General features: G+C 70.1%; 21 protein-coding genes. 9 read left to right on the top strand and 12 right to left on the bottom strand.

Features of this window, described 5'->3' with window-relative positions; translation table 11 throughout:
- The first annotated feature begins 40 nt into the window (after positions 1-40).
- The 3 genes from Q8Q71_RS11360 to Q8Q71_RS11370 all read left to right on the top strand — a co-directional run bounded on the left by Q8Q71_RS11360 (position 41) and on the right by Q8Q71_RS11370 (position 4,161).
- Positions 41-1,537, top strand: a complete 1,497-nt coding sequence (locus Q8Q71_RS11360; protein ID WP_305759703.1) for an ATPase domain-containing protein — start codon at positions 41-43, stop codon at positions 1,535-1,537.
- Complete coding sequence (locus tag Q8Q71_RS11365; RefSeq protein WP_305759704.1) at positions 1,534-3,213, top strand: response regulator; 1,680 nt, start codon at positions 1,534-1,536, stop codon at positions 3,211-3,213. Before Q8Q71_RS11360 ends, Q8Q71_RS11365 begins: the two co-directional genes overlap by 4 nt.
- Before the next feature lie 93 nt (positions 3,214-3,306).
- Positions 3,307-4,161, top strand: a complete 855-nt coding sequence (locus tag Q8Q71_RS11370) for an HAD family hydrolase (protein WP_305759705.1) — start codon at positions 3,307-3,309, stop codon at positions 4,159-4,161.
- Position 4,162: 1 nt separating this feature from the next.
- Here Q8Q71_RS11370 and Q8Q71_RS11375 read toward each other — a convergent pair whose 3' ends face one another.
- On the bottom strand, positions 4,163-5,041 hold the full coding sequence (locus Q8Q71_RS11375; protein WP_305759706.1) for an MBL fold metallo-hydrolase: 879 nt from the start codon (positions 5,039-5,041) through the stop codon (positions 4,163-4,165).
- Positions 5,042-5,111: 70 nt separating this feature from the next.
- On the opposite strand from Q8Q71_RS11375, the gene Q8Q71_RS11380 reads away from it, so the two are divergent.
- Genes Q8Q71_RS11380 through Q8Q71_RS11390 form a run of 3 tightly spaced genes read left to right on the top strand, consistent with a single transcriptional unit; the run spans position 5,112 to position 6,568 of the window.
- Positions 5,112-5,438: a helix-turn-helix transcriptional regulator gene (locus Q8Q71_RS11380; protein ID WP_305759707.1), complete on the top strand. Its 327-nt coding sequence runs from the start codon at positions 5,112-5,114 to the stop codon at positions 5,436-5,438.
- A gap of 2 nt (positions 5,439-5,440) precedes the next feature.
- Positions 5,441-5,782 (top strand): rhodanese-like domain-containing protein, encoded by a 342-nt coding sequence (locus tag Q8Q71_RS11385; RefSeq protein ID WP_305759708.1) that lies wholly within the window; start codon positions 5,441-5,443, stop codon positions 5,780-5,782.
- Positions 5,783-5,785: 3 nt separating this feature from the next.
- Positions 5,786-6,568 (top strand): sulfite exporter TauE/SafE family protein, encoded by a 783-nt coding sequence (locus Q8Q71_RS11390; RefSeq protein WP_305759709.1) that lies wholly within the window; start codon positions 5,786-5,788, stop codon positions 6,566-6,568.
- Here Q8Q71_RS11390 and Q8Q71_RS11395 read toward each other — a convergent pair.
- From Q8Q71_RS11395 to sdhC, 7 genes are read right to left on the bottom strand one after another with little or no spacing between them, the layout of a single operon-like run.
- Complete coding sequence (locus Q8Q71_RS11395) at positions 6,565-6,891, bottom strand: PilZ domain-containing protein (protein ID WP_305759710.1); 327 nt, start codon at positions 6,889-6,891, stop codon at positions 6,565-6,567. The genes Q8Q71_RS11390 and Q8Q71_RS11395 overlap by 4 nt on opposite strands.
- Complete coding sequence (locus tag Q8Q71_RS11400) at positions 6,888-7,688, bottom strand: AAA family ATPase (RefSeq protein WP_305759711.1); 801 nt, start codon at positions 7,686-7,688, stop codon at positions 6,888-6,890. Before Q8Q71_RS11400 ends, Q8Q71_RS11395 begins: the two co-directional genes overlap by 4 nt.
- A gap of 8 nt (positions 7,689-7,696) precedes the next feature.
- Positions 7,697-8,017, bottom strand: coding sequence for a 2Fe-2S iron-sulfur cluster-binding protein (locus Q8Q71_RS11405; RefSeq protein WP_305759712.1), 321 nt, complete (start codon positions 8,015-8,017; stop codon positions 7,697-7,699).
- Position 8,018: 1 nt separating this feature from the next.
- Positions 8,019-8,819 carry a succinate dehydrogenase iron-sulfur subunit gene (locus Q8Q71_RS11410; protein ID WP_305759713.1) on the bottom strand — a complete coding sequence of 267 codons (801 nt, stop codon included), beginning with the start codon at positions 8,817-8,819 and terminating at the stop codon, positions 8,019-8,021.
- Positions 8,819-10,603 (bottom strand): succinate dehydrogenase flavoprotein subunit, encoded by a 1,785-nt coding sequence (gene sdhA, locus Q8Q71_RS11415; RefSeq protein WP_305759714.1) that lies wholly within the window; start codon positions 10,601-10,603, stop codon positions 8,819-8,821. Before sdhA ends, Q8Q71_RS11410 begins: the two co-directional genes overlap by 1 nt.
- 6 nt (positions 10,604-10,609) lie before the next feature.
- Positions 10,610-11,017 (bottom strand): succinate dehydrogenase, hydrophobic membrane anchor protein, encoded by a 408-nt coding sequence (gene sdhD, locus Q8Q71_RS11420; RefSeq protein WP_305759715.1) that lies wholly within the window; start codon positions 11,015-11,017, stop codon positions 10,610-10,612.
- Positions 11,014-11,544 (bottom strand): succinate dehydrogenase, cytochrome b556 subunit, encoded by a 531-nt coding sequence (gene sdhC, locus Q8Q71_RS11425; RefSeq protein ID WP_305759716.1) that lies wholly within the window; start codon positions 11,542-11,544, stop codon positions 11,014-11,016. Before sdhC ends, sdhD begins: the two co-directional genes overlap by 4 nt.
- Before the next feature lie 149 nt (positions 11,545-11,693).
- Between sdhC and Q8Q71_RS11430 the strand changes: the two genes are divergently transcribed.
- Positions 11,694-12,248: a hypothetical protein gene (locus Q8Q71_RS11430; protein ID WP_305759717.1), complete on the top strand. Its 555-nt coding sequence runs from the start codon at positions 11,694-11,696 to the stop codon at positions 12,246-12,248.
- Here the strand turns inward: Q8Q71_RS11430 and Q8Q71_RS11435 are convergent.
- Together Q8Q71_RS11435 and Q8Q71_RS11440 are read right to left on the bottom strand one after the other, a co-directional pair.
- Entirely contained in the window at positions 12,232-12,660 is a 429-nt protein-coding gene (locus Q8Q71_RS11435) for an HIT domain-containing protein (protein ID WP_305759718.1), read from the bottom strand. The genes Q8Q71_RS11430 and Q8Q71_RS11435 overlap by 17 nt on opposite strands.
- Positions 12,661-12,697: 37 nt before the next feature.
- The gene (locus tag Q8Q71_RS11440; protein WP_305759719.1) at positions 12,698-13,603 is read right to left on the bottom strand and encodes an SIMPL domain-containing protein; all 906 of its coding nucleotides are present in this window, start codon (positions 13,601-13,603) and stop codon (positions 12,698-12,700) included.
- 229 nt (positions 13,604-13,832) lie between these two features.
- Here Q8Q71_RS11440 and Q8Q71_RS11445 point away from each other — a divergent pair, with 229 nt between their 5' ends.
- Together Q8Q71_RS11445 and Q8Q71_RS11450 are read left to right on the top strand one after the other, a co-directional pair.
- Entirely contained in the window at positions 13,833-14,387 is a 555-nt protein-coding gene (locus Q8Q71_RS11445) for a peroxiredoxin (RefSeq protein ID WP_305759720.1), read from the top strand.
- Between the two features lie 234 nt (positions 14,388-14,621).
- Positions 14,622-15,155 carry a carboxymuconolactone decarboxylase family protein gene (locus Q8Q71_RS11450; RefSeq protein ID WP_305759721.1) on the top strand — a complete coding sequence of 178 codons (534 nt, stop codon included), beginning with the start codon at positions 14,622-14,624 and terminating at the stop codon, positions 15,153-15,155.
- Here Q8Q71_RS11450 and Q8Q71_RS11455 read toward each other — a convergent pair.
- Both Q8Q71_RS11455 and Q8Q71_RS11460 read right to left on the bottom strand, forming a co-directional pair.
- Positions 15,152-15,676 carry a hypothetical protein gene (locus tag Q8Q71_RS11455; protein ID WP_305759722.1) on the bottom strand — a complete coding sequence of 175 codons (525 nt, stop codon included), beginning with the start codon at positions 15,674-15,676 and terminating at the stop codon, positions 15,152-15,154. The two genes, Q8Q71_RS11450 and Q8Q71_RS11455, sit on opposite strands and share 4 nt — an antisense overlap.
- Before the next feature lie 49 nt (positions 15,677-15,725).
- On the bottom strand, positions 15,726-16,577 hold the full coding sequence (locus Q8Q71_RS11460; protein WP_305759723.1) for a glutamate racemase: 852 nt from the start codon (positions 16,575-16,577) through the stop codon (positions 15,726-15,728).
- Positions 16,578-16,670: the final 93 nt, after the last annotated feature.

A 16,670-nucleotide genomic window follows, 5' to 3' on the forward strand; every position in this document is an offset into this window, starting at 1 on the left:
CCGCGCGTTACGGCTCAGCTCGAAAAAGCAGAGAGGACTCATGGCGGACGGCGGGACGACGGACAATCAGGCGCGGTTCGGGATTTCCGGGCTGGACGACATTCTCGCCGGCGGGCTGGAGCGGGACCGGATCTATCTGCTGGAGGGCAATCCGGGCACCGGCAAGACCACGGCGGCGATGAGCTTCCTGATCGAGGGCGCGGCGCGGGGCGAGCGCTGCCTGTACATCACCCTGTCGGAGACCGAGGAGGAGCTGCGCGGCACGGCGCGGTCGCACGAATGGTCGCTGGCGGGGATCGACATCTTCGAACTGGTGCCGCCCGAGAGCCTGCTGGACGAACAGCAGCAGCAGAGCCTGCTGTATTCCTCGGACCTGGAGCTGGGCGAGACCACGCGGATGATCTTCGAGGCGGTGGAGCGGGTCCAGCCGAAGCGGGTGGTGGTCGACAGCCTGTCGGAGATCCGGCTGCTGGCCCAGGGCTCGCTGCGCTACCGGCGCCAGGTGCTGGCGCTGAAGCACTATTTCGCGCGGCGCGGGGCGACCGTGCTGCTGCTCGACGACCTGACCACCGACATCAACGACAAGACCGTGCACAGCGTGGCGCACGGGGTGATCCAGCTGCAGGAGCTGGCCCCGGAATACGGGGCCGAGCGGCGGCGGGTGCGGGTGATCAAATACCGCGGGCGGCGGTTCCGCGGCGGCTATCACGACTTCACCATCAAGACCGGCGGGCTGGAGGTCTATCCGCGCATCGTCGCCTCGGAGCACCGTACGGCCTTCGACCGCAGCCGGGTGTCGAGCGGGGTGGCGGGGCTGGACGATCTGCTGGGCGGCGGGGTGGAGCGCGGCTCCAGCGCCCTGATCCTGGGCCCGGCGGGCACGGGCAAGTCGCTGTTCGCGATGAATTTCGCGGTGGCGGCGGTGAAGCGGGGCGAGAAGGCGGCGCTGTTCATCTTCGACGAGGAGCTGGGGCTGCTGTTCGACCGCATGCGCGGCCTGGGCATCGACCTGGAAGGCATGAAGGCGGACGGCGACCTGATCATCGAACAGGTGGATGCGGCCGAGCTGTCGCCGGGCGAGTTCGCCGCGCGGGTGCGAAACTGCGTCTCGGAGCAGCAGATCAGGACCGTGGTGATCGACAGCCTGAACGGCTACCAGGCGGCGATGCCGCAGGAGCAGTTCCTGGTGCTGCACATCCACGAGCTGCTGCAGTATCTGAACCGCCAGGGCGCCTCGACCTTCCTGACCGTGGCCCAGCACGGCCTGGTCGGGGACATGAAGGCGCCGGTGGACGTGACCTATCTGGCCGACACGGTGATCCTGCTGCGCTATTTCGAGGCGCTGGGCCATGTGCGGCGGGCCGTCTCGGTGATCAAGAAACGCGCCGGCGGCCATGAGAAGACCATCCGCGAGTTCGAGATCGGCGAGGCCGGACTGTCGATGGGCGAGCCGCTGCACGGCTTCCAGGGCGTGCTGCGCGGGGTGCCGAACTTCGTCGGACAGGGCTCGGGGCTGATGGGCGAAGCCTCGGCATGAGCCGCGGGGGCGACCTTTCGCAGCGCGCCCTGGTGCTGGCGCCGACGGGCCGCGACGCCGCCGTGGCCGCCGCCATCCTGAAGGAGGCGGGGGCGACGGCGCTGGTCTGCGACAGCCTCGAGGTCCTGCGCGAGCGGCTGGAGGAGGGCGCCGGCCTGGCCGTGGTGGTCGAGGAGGCGCTGCGCGACCGCGACCTGACGGGGCTGGCGGCGTGGATCGAGGCGCAGCCGTCGTGGTCGGACTTTCCCTTCGTGGTCCTGACCCGGCGGGGCGGCAGCGTGGAGCGCAATCCGGCGGCCCGGCGGCTGTCGGTCACCCTGGGCAATGTCAGCTTTCTGGAGCGCCCGTTTCATCCCACCACCCTGGTCAGCGCCATGCAGACGGCCCTGCGGGGGCGCAACCGGCAGTACGAGGCCCGGGAGCGGATCGAGGAGATCCGCCGCGCGGAGGCGACGCTGGAGCGCCGGGTGGCCGAGCGCACCGCCGAGCTGGAGGCCGCGAACCGGCAACTGGCCTCGCAGATCGGCGAGCGGGAGAAGATGGAATCCGCCCTGCGCCAGGCGCAGCGGCTGGAGGCGGTCGGACAGCTGACCAGCGGGGTGGCGCACGACTTCAACAATCTGCTGACCGTCATCCTCGGCAATGTCGAACAGATGCGAAAACAGGCCGAGGATCCCGTGCTGATCCGGCGGCTGGCGATGATGAGCGAGGCCTCGCAGCGGGGCGCCCGGCTCACCGCCCAGATGCTGGCCTTCTCGCGACGGCAGAAGCTGGAGCCGCGAGCGGTCGACCTGAACGACACGGTTCTGAGCATGAGGGACCTGCTGCACAGCACGATCGGCGGCAGCGTCCGCATCGCCCCGCCCCGGCTGGCCGACGACCTGTGGCCGGCGATGATCGACCCGACCCAGATCGAGCTGGTCATCCTCAACCTGGCGATCAACGCCCGCGACGCCATGGAGGTGGGCGGGTCGCTGACCATCGGCACCGCCAATGTCGTGCTGGGTCAGCCGGAGACCGCCGAGGCGCCGCCCGCGGGCGCGTATGTGATGGTTTCGGTCAGCGACACCGGATCGGGCATGGCCGAGGCGGTGCGGGCGCGCGCCTTCGAGCCCTTCTTCACCACCAAGGAGGTGGGCAAGGGATCGGGCCTGGGGCTGAGCCAGGTGTACGGGCTGGCGAAGCAGTCGGGCGGGGGCGTCGCCATCGAGACCGGACTCGGGCAGGGGACCACCATCAAGGTGTTCCTGCCCAGGGCCAGCGCCCCGCCGACGGTCCAGGGCGCGGACGCCGAGGCCGCGCCCCCGGCCCATGAGGACCATCTGGTCGTGCTGGTCGTCGACGACGACGACGCCGTGCGCGAGGTCACCGCCGGCCTGCTGACCGACCTGGGGTACGATGTGGTGGAGGCCGGCAGCGGCGGGGCCGCGCTGGACCTGATCGAGCGCCACGACGAGATCAGGGCGGTGGTGCTCGACTTCGCCATGCCGGGGATGAACGGCGCCGATCTGGCGCGGGAGTTGCGGGCCCGGCGTCCGCGGGTGCCGATCCTGTTCGCGACGGGCTATGCCGACGCCGAGGCCCTGACCGGCGTCGGGGATCACCAGATCGTGCACAAGCCGTTCGTGCAGGCGGACCTGGCGCGCAAGCTGTCGCGCAGCTTCGCGGCGGCCTGACGGTTCGCGGAGACGTAGCCGGCTCCGGCGCCTTTGACACGTCCCGCGCCAGTCACTAGCCACTGGGTTCCGTCCCTCCGCCCCGGAGCCGTCATGGCCGCCCCCCTCAAGACCGCGCTGATCTACGATTTCGACGGCACCCTGGCGCGGGGCAATATGCAGGAGGTCACCTTCATCCCCTCGGTGGGCATGGGGGTCGGCGACTTCTGGGGCGAGGCCGACCGGCTGACCCGCGAGGCCGACGGCGACAACATCCTGATGTACATGCAGCTGATGCTGGCGCGGGCGCGCGAGAACGAGCACCCGATCACCCGCAAGCTGCTGGCCGAGCACGGCGAGGAGGTGAAGCTGTTCGACGGGCTGAAGTCCGACCTGACCGGCCCCGGATGGTTCGACCGCATCAACGCCGTCGGCGTCAGATACGGCCTGGAGATCGAGCACTACATCATCTCGGCGGGCCTCGAGGAGATGATCGACGGCTGCCCGATCCGGCCCGAGTTCCGGCACGTCTTCGCGTCGAAATTCGTCTACGACGAGAACGGCGTCGCGATCTGGCCGGCGGTGGGCGTCAACTACACGACCAAGACCCAGTATCTGTTCCGCATCAACAAGGGCGTGCTCAATCACTGGGAGCACGAGAAGATCAACCGCTTCATGGCCGATGACGACCGGCCGGTGCCGTTCGAGCGGATGATCTTCCTCGGCGACGGGGACACCGACGTGCCGACCATGAAGATGATGCACACCAAGGGCGGCTATTCGATCGCGGTCTACGACCCGCGCAACTCCGAGCGGGACCAGCAGAAGATCTATGGCCTGATCTCGGAGGACCGGGTCAATTTCGTCGCCGCCGCGGACTATCGCGAGGGCTCGGCCCTGGACCTGATCGTCAAGGGTCTGATCGGCCGCATCGCCATCACCGCCGGAACGATGCCGGACGGGGTCTGAGCTAGATCGCGTTCAGCGGCAGTTTGAGGAACCGCTTGCCCGAGGCCTCGGGCGGCGGCAGGGCGCCGGCGCGGATGTTGATCTGCAGCGAGGGCAGGATCAGCGCCGGAACCGCCAGGGTCGCGTCGCGAGCCTCGCGCAGGGCCACGAATTCGTCCTCGGACCGGGCGCTGCCTATGTGGATGTTGTCCGCCGCCTGGGCCGCCACGGTGGTCTCCCACCGGTAGTCCGACCGGCCCTCGGGCAGATAGTCGTGGCCGACGAAGACGCGGGTTCCGGGCGGCAGGGCCAGGATGCGCCGGATGGAGCGGTACAGGGTCCGGGCGTCGCCGCCGGGAAAGTCGCATCGCGCCGTGCCGTAGTCGGGCATGAACAGGGTGTCGCCGATGAAGACGGCGTCGCCGACGACATAGCTGACGCAGGCCGGGGTGTGGCCCGGCGTGTGCATCACCTCGACCGGAAGCCTGCCCAGGGCGAAGCGCTCGCCGTCGGCGTAGAGGCTGTCGAACACCACGCCGTCGGCGGTGACGTCATGGGCCTCGAACAGGGCGCCGAAGACCTTCTGCACCTCGGTGATGCGGCTGCCGATGCCGATCGGCGCGCCCGTGCGCCGGCGGATCTCGTCGGCGCCGGTCAGATGATCGGCGTGGGCGTGGGTCTCGAGCACGCGCTCCAGCCTCAGGCCGCGTTCGGAGATCCGGGCCAGGAGCCGCTCGAGGGAGGCGGTCGAGGTGCGGCCGCTGGCGGCGTCGAAGTCGAGGACCGGATCGATGACGGCCGCGGCCCCGGTCGCGGGGTCGGCGACCAGATAGGTGATGGTGTGGGTCGCCGCGTCGAAGAACCCTTCGACGATCGGGACGGGCGGCGGGGCGACGGCCATGGGAACCTCCTTGATTGGCCCCAATATATTAGGACTTGCTAAATTAGCAATCCCTTATATATTCCGCCTCATGAACACGCTTTCCACCCTGTCCCTCGACCAGTTTCAAGGCAAGGCCGGTGAGGCGGCGCGGCTTCTGAAGGCGCTCTCGAACGAGAAGCGGCTGATGATCCTGTGCCGGCTCGGCGACGGCGAATGCGCCGTGGGCGAGCTGTTGCCGCTGGTGGGCCTGTCCCAGTCGGCCCTGTCGCAACACCTCGCGGTGCTGCGCGAGGAAGGCCTGGTCGAGGGCAGGCGCGAGGGCGTGTCCATCCTCTACCGCATCGCCGAGCCGGCGGTCCTGAAGCTCATCGCCGCCCTCGCCGACATCTATTGCCCCCCAGCCCAGGGAAACTGACCATGGCCGCGCTCACCCCCCTCTCCGCCGCCGAAGTCGCGGCCCGCATCACGGCCGGCAAGGCCGTTCTGGTCGACATTCGCGAGCCCGGCGAAGTCGCCCAGGAACGGATCGCCGGCAGCATCATCAAACCCCTGTCCATCTTCGAGGCGGCCGACCTGGACGTCCAGCCGGGCCGCGACGTCATCTATATGTGCCGCTCCGGCGCCCGCACCGGCATGAACTGCGTCCGCCTGGCCGCCTGCATCCCGGGCGAGGCCTTCGTGCTCGAGGGCGGTCTGAACGCCTGGAAGGCCCAGGGCCTGCCCACGGTCTCCGGCAACCCCTCGTCACGGACGGCGTAAGGCATGGACCCCGCCGTCATCCAGCTGCTTCTGGCCGTCCTCAGCGGCGGTGTGGTCGCCCTGCTGCTGACGGTGTTCGGCGGCGGCGGCTCGGTGCTGGCCGTGCCGTTGCTGCTGTATGTGGTCGGGGTGAAGGATCCCCATGTGGCCATCGGCGCCTCGGCCGCCGGCGTCGCCCTCAACGCCCTGACCGCCCTCGCCGGTCGGGCGCGGGCGGGACGGGTGCGCTGGCCCTGCGCCCTGCTGTTCGCCGCGACCGGCTCGGCCGGCGCCTTCGCCGGATCGTCCCTGGCCAAGGCGATCGACGGCCACGCCCTGCTGATCTTCTTCGCCCTCGCCATGGGACTGGTCGCCCTGGCCATGCTGAGGCCGAAAGCCCCCGTCGGGGCGGAGAATGTGCGGCTGACCCGGGGCATGGCCCCGCGCGTCGCCGCCTCCGGCGCGGGAGTCGGCGCCGCGGCCGGCTTCTTCGGCATCGGCGGCGGCTTCCTGATCGTACCCGGCCTGATGGGGGCGGCCGGCATGACCCTGGCCCTGGCCCAGGCCTCGTCCCTGGTCAGCGTGGCGGCCTTCGGAGCGACGACGGCGGCCAACTACGCCCTGTCGGGCCTGATCGACTGGCCCATCGTGGCGGCCATGGCCGCGGGCGGGACGGCGGGAACCCTGGCCGGCCTGCCGATCGCCCGGCGGCTGGGCGCCGACGCGGTGCTCGGCCGGCGTCTGTTCGCGGCGCTGATCCTGGTCGTCGCCGTCTATGTGGCGGTGAGGGCGATCACCGCCCTCTAACGCCCGCCGGCCCTGAGGAAGGCGGCGCGGGCGGGGGCGAGGCGGGACGGGACCAGACCGCGCAGGGACGAGCGGGCGCGCTGTTTCAGCCCCGCCTCCTGGCCCTTGCGCCAGACCACGTCGGCCTCGATCGCCGCCGCCCCGGCCAGGTCGATGACCACGACCGGACCCGACAGGGCGAGATTGCGCTCGAGCCGCAGGCGCAGCCCGCCCGCGGACTGATCGACGATCAGGCAGGGCAGCTCCAGCCCGTGCGCCAGCACCACGCCGCGCGCGCCGGCGGGCGAACGGGGTTCCAGTCGGCGGTCGTCCGGCCTGTTCATCGCGCGATGGATACCGGTTGTCGGTTTCGATCCAGTTTCACTGTCACATCGGCCTGGACGCCGCCGGCCAGCATGCGCCGGGTGATCCGCTCGAAATACTGGATGAAGCCGGCGATGCGGGCGCGCTCGGGCGGCGGCAGGGCGTCGGGCGCGACGCCCAGCAGGTCGGCCTCCTGCTGGCAGCGCCAGTCCAGCACGACGTCGAAGCCGGGAGCCTGAAGGAACAGGACGGCGTCGAGGCCCGCGACGAAGTCGGCGTAGGCCCCGGCGACGAAGCCGTCGACGGCGCGCCGCCAGACGCCGTCCGGGTCCCGCTCACGCTCCAGGGTGTTGACCGGTTCGGCCAGGTCCGCGGCATCCCCGGGTCGGGCGCCCAGACACCAGGCGTCGATCAGGATCGCCGCCGGCCGGCCCCGGAAGACGCGCCACTCAGAGACCGGCCGCCGGTCGTCGCCGCGCTTGTCGAACGCCGGAATCCGGGTTTCGTCGTCGGGCCCGGCCGCGGACAGGTCGCCGATCAATCGTTGACCCAGGGCGAGATCATGGGTTCCCGGCGGCCCGCGCGTCACGAACAGCGGATGGACCTCCCGCGCCATGGCCTCGCGTTCGGCGCGGGTCCGGTAGAGGTCGTCGAGCGAGATCTGCACGGCCCCGAAGCGGTCGGCGGCGGCGCGGGCCAGGGTGGTCTTGCCGGACCCTTGCGCCCCGACGACAGCGATCAACGGGGGGCGGTTTTCCGGACCGTCGGCGATCATCTGGCCGACAAGCTCGACGAGGGCGGGGTTCGGCCGGCCCATGGCCGGGCTCAGTGCTGGTCTTCAGGCAGGCGGACGATCAGGCCGTCGAGATCGTCCGTGACCCGGATCTGGCAGGACAGGCGGCTGTTCGGCTGGACGTTCTCGGCGAAGTCCAGCATCGACTCCTCCATGGCCGAGGCCCGGCCGGTCTCGGCGGCGAAGGCCTCGTCGACATAGACGTGGCAGGTGGCGCAGGCGCAGGCCCCGCCGCAGTCGGCGTCGATGCCCGGGACGTTGTTGCGGATCGCCCCCTCCATGACGGTGAGGCCGTTCCTGACCTCGACCACATGCTCGCGGCCGTCGTGCTCGATGTAGGTGATCTTCGCCAACTCAGGCGGCCTCGGTCTTCTTCCGCGACGGAGACACCATCAGCTTCTTGGTTTTCGCGATCGCCTCGGCCGGGTTCAGGCCCTTGGGGCAGACCTGGGCGCAGTTCATGATGGTGTGGCAGCGGTAGAGCTTGAACGGGTCCTCGAGGTCGTCGAGCCGCTTGTCCGTGGCGTCGTCGCGGCTGTCGGCGATCCAGCGGTAGGACTGCAGCAGGGCGGCGGGGCCGAGGTATTCGGTCTGGTTCCACCAATAGCTGGGGCAGGAGGTCGAGCAACAGGCGCACAGGATGCATTCGTACAGGCCGTCCAGTTTCGCCCGGTCCTCGGGCAGCTGGATACGCTCGGTCTCCGGGTCCGACTCGTCGGACTGGAGGTACGGCTGGATCGAGTCGTACTGGGCGTAGAACAGGGTCAGGTCCGTGACCAGGTCCTTGACCACCGGCTGGTGCGGCAGGGGGGCGATGGAGATGGTCGAGGAGGAGCACTCGTCCCAGCCCCTGGTGCAGGCCAGGGTGTTGCGCCCGTCGATATTCATCGAGCAGGAGCCGCAGATGCCCTCGCGGCACGAGCGCCGGAAAGTCAGGGTCGGGTCGATCTCGTTCTTGATGTGGATCAGGGCGTCCAGCAGCATCGGGCCGTGATCGTCGGCCGAGATCTCGAACACATCCCAGCGCGGGTCGGCGTCGACCTCGGGGTCGTAGCGGTAGACCTTGTAGGTCTTGACGTTCTTCGCGCCGGGCGGGGCCTTGTGGACCTTGCCGGTCGTGGGCTTCGAGCCCCTGGGGAGGGTCAGCTGGACCATCAGTACACCCGCGCCTTGGGTTCGATGTAGGCGATGTCGTCGGACATCGTGTAATTATGGACCGGGCGGTAGTCGATCTTCACCGCGTCGCCGGGGACCTTCCAGGCGAGGGTGTGTTTCATCCACTCGGCGTCGTTGCGGTCCGGATAGTCCTCGCGGGCGTGGGCGCCGCGGCTCTCGGTGCGGTTCAGGGCGCCCTCGATGGTGACCAGGGCCTGGTCGATCAGGTTGTCGTATTCGAGGGTCTCGACCAGGTCGGTGTTCCAGATCAGGCCGCGGTCGGTGGTCCTGATGTCGGCGCCGGCGGCGTGGATGGCGCGCAGCTTGGCGACCCCCTCCTCCAGCGTCTTGCCGGTGCGGAAGACGGCGGCGTCGGACTGCATGGCGCGCTGCATCTGGATGCGCAGCCGGGACGTCGGGGTCGAGCCGTCCGCATGGCGGAAGCGGTCGAGGCGGGCCAGGTGGCCGTCGGTGGCCGAGGCCGGGACGTCGGGCACCTTCGAGGCCTTGTCCACCACCTCGCCGCAGCGCAGGCCGGCGGCGCGGCCGAACACGACCAGGTCGGTCAGGGAGTTGGAGCCGAGACGGTTGGCGCCGTGCACCGAGACGCAGGCGGCCTCGCCCACCGCCATCAGGCCGGGCACGACGCTGTCGGCGTTGTCGCCGACCTTGGTCAGGACCTCGCCGTGATAGTTCGTGGGGATGCCGCCCATATTGTAGTGGACCGTCGGCAGGACCGGGATCGGCTGTTTGGTGACGTCGACGCCGGCGAAGATCCTGGCCGATTCCGAAATGCCGGGCAGGCGTTCGTGCAGCACGGCGGGGTCGAGGTGGTCGAGGTGCAGGTGGATGTGGTCCTTGTTCGGGCCCACGCCGCGGCCTTCACGGATTTCGATGGTCATGGAGCGGCTGACCATGTCGCGCGGGGCGAGGTCCTTCACGGTCGGCGCATAGCGCTCCATGAAGCGCTCGCCCTCGGAGTTGGTCAGATAGCCGCCCTCGCCGCGCGCGCCCTCGGTGATCAGGCAGCCGGCGCCGTAGATGCCGGTCGGATGGAACTGGACGAACTCCATGTCCTGCAGCGGCAGGCCGGCGCGCAGGACCATGGCGTTGCCGTCGCCGGTGCAGGTGTGGGCGCTGGTGGCCGAGAAATAGGCGCGGCCGTAGCCGCCGGTGGCCAGGATGACGAGCTTGGCGCGGAAGCGGTGCATCGTGCCGTCGTCCAGCTTCAGCGCCGTGACGCCCGTGCAGGCGCCGTCCTGCATGATCAGGTCGAGGGCGAAATATTCGACGAAGAACTCGACCTCGCGGCGCACCGACTGGCCGTACAGGGTGTGCAGGATGGCGTGGCCGGTGCGGTCGGCGGCGGCGCAGGTGCGCTGCACCGGACCCTCGCCGAAATTGCGCGTCATGCCGCCGAAGGCGCGCTGGTAGATCTTGCCTTCCTCGGTGCGCGAGAAGGGCACGCCCCAGTGCTCGAGCTCGTAGACGGCCTTGGGCGCGTTGCGGACGAGGTATTCGATGGCGTCCTGGTCGCCGAGCCAGTCCGACCCCTTGACGGTGTCGTACATGTGCCACTGCCACGAATCCTCGCCCATGTTGCCGAGCGAGGCGGAGATGCCGCCCTGGGCCGCGACGGTGTGGGAGCGGGTCGGGAAGACCTTGGTGACGCAGGCGACCTTCAGCCCCTGCTGGGCGGCGCCGAGGGCGGCGCGAAGGCCCGAGCCGCCCGCGCCGACGACGACGACGTCACAGGCGTGATCGACGAATTCATAAGCAGCCATCAGCCGTCAGATCCCGAAACCGGCGGGCAGGGGCGCCGAGCCCAGCGCCAGCCGCACGATGAAGAAGACGCCCGCCGCCGCGATCACGAGGCAGAGCAGGCCGATCCCGCCCAGCAGCGCCGTGCGCGAGCCGGGCTTGTGAATGTAGTCGTCGACGATGACCTTCAGCCCCATCTGCATGTGCCAGACGCTGACCAGCAGGGTCACGGCCAGCAGGACGGCGTTCACCGGCGAGCGGAACCAGGCCAGGGCGCCGTCGTAGCCGCCGCCGGCGAGGACGGAGCCGCTCCACAGGCCCCACAGGGTCAGGGGAACGAGGATCAGGGACGACAACCGCTCGGCGGTCCATTCCCCGGCGCCATGGCGTTCGGACACCTTGACGCCCTTGACGAAGGCTTTCGCTTCGCGGCTCACAGCGCGACCCTCCCGGAGGCGAGGAGGAAGACCCAGAAGGCGACGGCGATGGCCGCGCCCCCGATGATCGAGGCCCAGGACAGGGCGTCGGCCGATTTCGGCGACAGGCCGGCGCCGGCGTCCCAGATCAGATGACGGAGGCCGCCCGTCAGATGCAGGCACAGGGCGAGGGTCAGGCCGAACCAGACCAGCAGGCCGAGCGGCGAGCCCATCCAGCCGGCGAAGGTCGCATAGGCGTCCGGCCCGAAGGCCAGGGCCAGCAGCCACAGGGCGATCAGGACCGCCCCGACCGACAGGGCGCCGCCCGTGAACCGGTTCAGGATCGAGGCGAACATGGTCACGTGCCAGCGCCAGATCTGGAGATGGGGCGACAGGGGACGGACGCGGCCGTTGGGCTGGACCACGAACCGGCCGGTCTGATCGTCCGTCGGGTCGTTGGAGGCGTCGCCCGGCGAGGGGGAGGTCGACATATTGCGAATGGTTCTCAGAAACCTGAGCGAATTCAGCCGCTCGAAACCGGTGGTCACGCTTTAGTCAGCGCCGCCCCGGGGGTCAACGCGGCCAGGCTCGAGGGGAGGGCTCGCGCGCGCGTTATCGGCCGGTTCCGGACCATCACGATTTCGCGTGTGGCCTGTCTGCACTAGGCGCCCGCCCGGACGCGCGGCAGCCTCGAACCATGTCGGGGTTCATCGCAGTCGCCTTCGCGGGCCTGCTCGTGCAGCAGGCCGCGCCGCATCCGTCCACGCAGACGCCCTACCAGGCGCCGGCGATCCGTCCGTTCGAGCCTCCGTCCGACTTCGGCCGCGAGGTCGCCCAGGGCGACGCCGCCGACGACCTGCACCGCCGTCCGCTGGAGGCCCCGGTCCCGGTCGAGGCCTATGACCGCTCCTACGAGTTCACGCCCGGCGACGCCGAAACCGCCTATGACCAGGGCGTGGCCTCGGCCGAGATACGGGCGGACCAGGCCGCGGGGCCGCTGGACGGGCGCTGGCGGATGGTCGATGCGGCGGGGCGGACCGTCTGCGACCTGGTCCTGAGCGATCCCGGCACGGGACCGGTGGAGGGCGGCTGGCGCGGCGGGCCAGGCTCGGGCGGGGCGACATCGGACGGGACGATCCTGACGCTCGACGGCCTGGGCGAGCTGACGCTGGAGCGGACGACGTCGGGCTGGCGCGGCGCGTTGACGGCCGACGGCCGGACCCGCCCGGTGGCCCTCAGCCGCCCGGGCTGAGCCGGATGCGCGAAAGCGCGACCTGCAGGCCGTTGGCGCCGTAGGGAGCCGCCGATCCCCGGCCCCACACCGGATCGGGCCACAGGCCGTCGTCGTGGCGACGTCCCACCACATGCAGATGCAGCTGGGCGGTGACATTGCCCAGGGCGGCGACGTTCAGCTTCTGGACGGGGCGGCCCGCCGCCTGACCCAGCGAACGGACGATATCGCCGGCGCGCACGACCTCGTCCATCAGCCGGGACCGCTCCGGCGGCGTCAGGTCCTCGAGCTCATGCAGTCCCGCGCGCCGGGGGATCAGGATCAGCCAGGGGAACCGGGAATCGTCCTGCAGCCGGACCTGGCACAGGGGCCAGTCGCAGACGACGACGGATCCGGGGTCGAAGGCCGGATCGGCTTTGAACGGCGTGGTCATGGCCCTGCGTGGCGCGACCACGCCGGGGGGTCAAGCGTCAGTCCAGCGCGTAGACCACGCAGGCCCGGTCGCTCAGCTCGCGCAGCGGCGGCTGGAGCGCCAGCCGGGCGGCCTCGATCTGGGCTTCGGACGGACCTCCGCCTCCCGGAGGCGGAGGGGGAGGCGGCGGCGGAGGCGGGGGCGGAGCCGGAGCGAAATTCGCCCGGTCCATCATGCCCGAATCCACGTCCGTGGCGAGGCCGCCGGCGCCGTAGACCGGCCAGCCGGCGAGCACGTCCGTCTCGCAGGCCCGGCCGGTCGGATCGATCACCCGCACCGCGCCGAGGTCCGCCCCGGCCGCCGCGGTCGCCAGACGGGCGCGGCGCGCGGCGTCCCGCACCGCCTCGGTCTGGAGCCAGGTCTTCACCGCATTGTCCGGCTCGAGACTGAAGTGGACCGGGGCGATCGAGGTCGGCTGGGAGGCCACGACCGTCGCATAGACCCGCTCCAGCACGGCGATGTCGCGAATGGTGACGGTGACGGCGGCATCGGCCTGGTAGCGTTCGATCCGGTCGGAGCGGACATTGTCGCGCAGGACCCCGTTCTCGTCGCGGTACTGGTCATAGAGCGGGCGGGTGCTCACGGTCGTCTCGACCCGGACCTTGTCGACGCCATAGGCCGCCAGGGCCTGGCTGAGGGCGCGGACCTGATCCGCCGCCTTGCGCGAGGCGTCGGCCGCGGTGCGGTCCACGGACTGGAAACTGGCGCCGAAGCCCGCGCGATTCGCGGCCACCTCGGTGCGGACATGGCCGATCGAGGCGATCACCGGCTCGCGCATCCACCAGGGCGCGGGCACGTAGCGTTCGCCGATGGTCGCGGGCGGGGTCTGGGCAAGGGCGGCGGCCGGCAGGCCGGCCGCCGGCGCGGCCGTGGCCGCCAGCAGAAGAAACGTCAGTCGGCGCATGTCGATGTCTCCGGTTGGACCCCGAACCTGCGCCCGGGGAATGGGGCCGTAAAGACGCCGACGGGTTTCGTCAGGGTCCGCGCCGCCTATGTACTCCATAGATATTATCTATCGAACATTCCGGTTTCCAATCATTGACTTTGTGCAGCGCACAGGCCATTTCGCGGCTGCGGCGCCGCTCCCCCGGCGCTCCGGACATTCCCTTTTCAGAGACTTCAGGAGAACAGCGATGCTGGGCGTCGGTCAAAAACTGCCGGACTTCAAGATCATCGGCGTCAAGCCGGGCTTCAACAGCCACGAGGAAAACGGCGTCTCGGCCTTCGAGGTCGTCACCCAGGACAGTTTCGAGGGCAAGTGGAAGGTCATCTTCTTCTACCCGAAGGATTTCACCTTCGTCTGCCCGACCGAGATCGCCGAGTTCGCCTCGCTGGCGCGCGACTTCGAGGACCGCGACACCGTGGTCCTGGGCGGCTCGACCGACAACGAATTCGTCAAACTGGCCTGGCGCCGCGACCACGCCGACCTGTCGAAGCTGCCGATCTGGCAGTTCGCCGATAACGGCGGCAAATTCGCCCGCGACCTGGGCGTCCTGGACGAGGCCGAGGGCGTCGCCCTGCGCGCCACCTTCGTGGTCGACCCGCACAATGTCGTGCAGCACGTCTATGTCACCAACCTGAACGTGGGCCGCGCCCCCGCCGACACGCTTCGCGTGGTGGACGCGTTGCAGACCGACGAGCTGTGCGCCTGCAACCGCCCGGTGGGCGGCGAGACGCTCGCTGCGTAAGGCGGCGTCCTGAGTGGCGGGAGGCGGCGGCGTTTGTATCGCCGCCTTCCGCGCTCGCCCTTTTTTTGGGCGCCATGCCCGGCTCGCCCCCCGGTCCGATCTCCGATCGGCCGGAGGACAGGCTCCGCCTCGCGACTTGAGCGCGGCCGCGCCCGTTTCCCACGACTTCATGCGGCTCAAGCAGCGCGCGACCGCGTCGCGTGCGATAGCCGCTTCCCGAAGGGAACCCCACAAATGTCGATCGACGCCCTGCGCGACCTCATCCCGGCCTACGCCAGGGACATCTCCCTGAACCTCGGCTCGCTCGCATCCGAGACGGTGCTGAACGACCAGCAGAAATGGGGGACCTTCCTCGCCTCGGCCCATGCCATCGGCGTCGCGCCGGTGGTCAGGGCGATCGAGGCCCAGGCTGCGACGGTCCTGTCGCCCGAGGCCCTGAACGCGGCCAAATCGGCGGCCGCCATCATGGGCATGAACAACATCTACTACCGGTCGCTGCACCTGATGAAGAACCAGGAATACACGACCATCCCCGCCCGCCTGCGGATGAACGTCATCGCCAATCCGGGCGTCGACAAGCTTGATTTTGAATTATGGTCGACGGCGGTATCCGCGATCAACGGCTGCGGCGCCTGTCTGGACGCCCACGAGGGCGAGCTGCGCAAACACGGCGTCCCGGCGACCCGGATCCAGGCCGCCCTGCGCATCGCCGCCGTGGTCCACGCCGCCAGCCGGATCGTCGCCTCGGAAGCGGCCCTGGCGGGCTAGCCCGGCGGGGCCTCGCCGTACTCCAGATAATGGAGCCAGCGTTGGTAGCCGGCGTCCATGACCGCGTCGACGCCGTCGGCCATGGCCCCGATCCCCGGCCCTTCGACGACGAAGGTCCAGGTCGGGGTCCAGCCCCGGTTCGCCGCCGGCCAGGTCACCGAGAGTTCGGCGCGGGTCGCCTTGCCGCGCAGGGGTCCGAAGGGGGCCTCGAAAACGATGCGGTCCGCCGCGACCGAGACGGTTCGTCCGTGATCGAAGTCGGTCCCGTCCGCCAGTTTCTCGCACCAGCAGCCGCCCGGCGCGAGGTCGAGGCTCAGATTGGCCGCCGAGCCGCTGTAGGTGTGCGCGGAGTCCCACCACTTCGGAAGATCTGTCAGCGCGACCGGAATGTCGTCGGGCGCGATCCCGACGCCGACGGCGTAGCGCAGGGTGAAGCCGTCGGCGTTGCGCGACACCACTTCGGCCGCGGCCGGCGAGCCGACCAGCACCAGGGCCGCGGCGGCGATCAGGGTCTTGAACATCGGATATCCTCCCGCCGCCATCGGGCGACCAAAGGCGCGCCTCGTCAAGTCAGGCCGGCGTGAAGGTCAGGGGCGCGCCCCAGAACTGGCCGACCAGGTCCGATTGCGGTCCCGGCTTGCCGCTGGTCAGGAAGTCCCGGCGCCCCGAGCCGCCCAGATCATATTCCGGATGCCGTTCGAAATAGCGCGCCAGGGCGTCGGCCACGGCGGTGGGCTGGTGGATCAACGGCGTGCCGGGCGGCAGGGCCGCGGCGAACAGGTCGGCGACGATCTCGTAGTGGGTGCAGCCGAGGATGGCCTGGTCGGGATGGCGGCCGATGCGACGGCGCAGGGCGTCGACGTGGTCCTCGACCACGATCTTCAGCTCCTCGGCCGGGGCGCCCAGTTCGATCAGGCCGGCCAGGCCGGGGCAGGGCTCGGAGAAGACGGCCAGGTCCTCGCGCCGCTTGTCGATCTCGATCTCGTAAACCCGGCTCATGGCCGTGGCGGCGGTGCAGAAGACGCCGGTGATGTCGATGGCCTCGACCTTGTCGCCGCGCCGTTCGGCCTCGTAGGTCCAGGGCAGGCCGGTCGCGGCCTCGATGGTCGGGACGATGATGCCGAGAACGTTGATGGGCCGCCCGTGGCGGGCGCGCGCCTCGGGCACCCAGGTCTGCTGCAGGCGGCGAAGGGCGATGGCCGAGGCGGTGTTGCAGGCCAGGACGATGACGTTGGCCCCGGCCTCGAACAGCCGCTCGCAGCCGGCGCGGGTCAGGTCGACGATCTCTTCGCCGCCGCGACCGCCATAGGGGGCGTTGGCCTGGTCGGCCAGATAGACGAAATCCCGCTCGGGAAACCGCCGCGTCAGTTCGCGGTGGACCGTGAGGCCGCCCACGCCGGAGTCGAATACGCCAATCGCCATGGCGCGGGCTTTAGACTCGCCGCCCGCCGCCGTCCACCGGCGAAGATTACGGCCCGTTCATGTGACAGTCAGCGGCCCGAGCGCCTAGGGTCG

Source organism: Brevundimonas sp., assembly GCF_030704825.1.
GTDB lineage: Bacteria > Pseudomonadota > Alphaproteobacteria > Caulobacterales > Caulobacteraceae > Brevundimonas.

Excerpts from the sequence above, each read along its gene's own strand:
- Q8Q71_RS11390 (WP_305759709.1), top strand. The coding sequence starts at position 5,786 with ATGGACCCCGCCGTCATCCAGCTGCTTCTGGCCGTCCTCAGCGGCGGT.
- Q8Q71_RS11450 (WP_305759721.1), top strand. The coding sequence starts at position 14,622 with ATGTCGATCGACGCCCTGCGCGACCTCATCCCGGCCTACGCCAGGGAC.
- Q8Q71_RS11400 (WP_305759711.1), bottom strand. The coding sequence starts at position 7,688 with ATGGGCCGGCCGAACCCCGCCCTCGTCGAGCTTGTCGGCCAGATGATC.
- sdhA (WP_305759714.1), bottom strand. The coding sequence starts at position 10,603 with ATGGCTGCTTATGAATTCGTCGATCACGCCTGTGACGTCGTCGTCGTC.
- Q8Q71_RS11360 (WP_305759703.1), top strand. The coding sequence starts at position 41 with ATGGCGGACGGCGGGACGACGGACAATCAGGCGCGGTTCGGGATTTCC.
- Q8Q71_RS11385 (WP_305759708.1), top strand. The coding sequence starts at position 5,441 with ATGGCCGCGCTCACCCCCCTCTCCGCCGCCGAAGTCGCGGCCCGCATC.
- Q8Q71_RS11455 (WP_305759722.1), bottom strand. The coding sequence starts at position 15,676 with ATGTTCAAGACCCTGATCGCCGCCGCGGCCCTGGTGCTGGTCGGCTCG.
- Q8Q71_RS11460 (WP_305759723.1), bottom strand. The coding sequence starts at position 16,577 with ATGGCGATTGGCGTATTCGACTCCGGCGTGGGCGGCCTCACGGTCCAC.
- Q8Q71_RS11365 (WP_305759704.1), top strand. The coding sequence starts at position 1,534 with ATGAGCCGCGGGGGCGACCTTTCGCAGCGCGCCCTGGTGCTGGCGCCG.
- Q8Q71_RS11410 (WP_305759713.1), bottom strand. The coding sequence starts at position 8,819 with ATGGTCCAGCTGACCCTCCCCAGGGGCTCGAAGCCCACGACCGGCAAG.
- Q8Q71_RS11380 (WP_305759707.1), top strand. The coding sequence starts at position 5,112 with ATGAACACGCTTTCCACCCTGTCCCTCGACCAGTTTCAAGGCAAGGCC.
- Q8Q71_RS11445 (WP_305759720.1), top strand. The coding sequence starts at position 13,833 with ATGCTGGGCGTCGGTCAAAAACTGCCGGACTTCAAGATCATCGGCGTC.
- Q8Q71_RS11375 (WP_305759706.1), bottom strand. The coding sequence starts at position 5,041 with ATGGCCGTCGCCCCGCCGCCCGTCCCGATCGTCGAAGGGTTCTTCGAC.
- Q8Q71_RS11435 (WP_305759718.1), bottom strand. The coding sequence starts at position 12,660 with ATGACCACGCCGTTCAAAGCCGATCCGGCCTTCGACCCCGGATCCGTC.
- Q8Q71_RS11430 (WP_305759717.1), top strand. The coding sequence starts at position 11,694 with ATGTCGGGGTTCATCGCAGTCGCCTTCGCGGGCCTGCTCGTGCAGCAG.
- Q8Q71_RS11370 (WP_305759705.1), top strand. The coding sequence starts at position 3,307 with ATGGCCGCCCCCCTCAAGACCGCGCTGATCTACGATTTCGACGGCACC.
- Q8Q71_RS11395 (WP_305759710.1), bottom strand. The coding sequence starts at position 6,891 with ATGAACAGGCCGGACGACCGCCGACTGGAACCCCGTTCGCCCGCCGGC.
- Q8Q71_RS11440 (WP_305759719.1), bottom strand. The coding sequence starts at position 13,603 with ATGCGCCGACTGACGTTTCTTCTGCTGGCGGCCACGGCCGCGCCGGCG.